The following is a 1,183-nucleotide window of genomic DNA, read 5'->3' as shown; positions in this document are numbered from 1 at the left end:
GTTCCTGCTCGGCTCATCCACCGCCGGCATGGCCTTCGTGCCGGGCTACCAGAGCATCGGCTTCACGTCGATCGTGCTGCTGTCGATCTTCCGCGTCGGCCAGGGGCTGGCGCTCGGCGGCGCCTGGGACGGCCTGCCGTCGCTGCTGGCGCTGAACGCACCGAGCAACCGCCGCGGCTGGTACGCGATGCTCGGCCAGCTGGGCGCGCCGATCGGCTTCGTGATCGCGAGCGGGCTGTTCGCCTTCCTGTACGCGAGCCTGAGCTCCGAGGATTTCCTGACCTGGGGCTGGCGCTATCCGTTCTACGTGGCCTTCGCGATCAACGTGGTCGCGCTGTTCGCGCGGCTGCGCCTGGTGGCCACCAATGAATACGCGAAGCTGCTCGATGCGCACGAGCTCGAGCCCACCAGCGTCGGYGAACTCGCGAAGACGCAGGGCTCGACGATCGTGATCGRCGCGTTCGCGGCGCTGGCCAGCTACGCGCTGTTCCACATCGTCACGGTGTTCCCGCTGTCGTGGATCAAGCTGTATTCCACGCAGTCGATCAGCGAGTTCCTCGCGGTTCAGATGGTGGGCGCCGGCATTGCCGCGCTGGGCATCATCGCGTCGGGCAGCATCGCCGACCGGTTCGGCCGCCGCACCACGCTGGGCACGCTGGCCGCGGCGATCGGGGTGTTCAGCGGCTTCGCGCCGACGCTGCTGGGCGGCGGGCCGATCGGGCAGGACGTCTTCATCCTGGTCGGCTTCGCGCTGCTCGGGCTGTCGTATGGGCAGGCCTCGGGCGCGGTGACGTCCAACTTCGAGACGCAGCACCGCTACACCGGTGCGGCGCTCACCTCCGACCTGGCCTGGCTGATCGGCGCCGCCTTCGCGCCGCTGGTGGCGCTGGGGCTGTCGGCCCACTTCGGCCTCGCGTACGTCAGCGTCTACCTGCTGTCGGGCTCGGCGGCCACGCTGATCGCGCTGAGCGTCAACAAGGCAATGGAGATCAAGGACTCGGCTTCGGCTGCGTGAAGGCGCGGGCGGGGAGGCTGGGGCTCGCCGGTCGCAGCGGTCTTCGCCCCWGGCGGGGCGAAGACTCCCCTGCACTGACTGGTTTGATGGCCCGTCGCCGAAACTCCCGCCACTCACTTCGTTCGTTGTGGTCAAACAGTCGGCGACAGTCAGTTCACGAAGCGTGCT

Annotated in this window: 1 protein-coding gene; it reads left to right on the top strand. The window is 68.7% G+C overall.

All coding sequences use genetic code 11. The features are described 5' to 3' along the window. A partial coding sequence (locus AC1D01_RS35690) for an MFS transporter (RefSeq protein WP_477874399.1) occupies positions 1 to 1,015 on the top strand: 1,015 nt, incomplete at its 5' end. Between the last annotated feature and the right edge of the window lie 168 nt (positions 1,016 to 1,183).

This window comes from Rhizobacter sp. P3_B12 (assembly GCF_056402895.1).
Note: the sequence above shows the minus strand (reverse complement) of the source record. Positions and strands in the feature narration are given on the sequence as shown.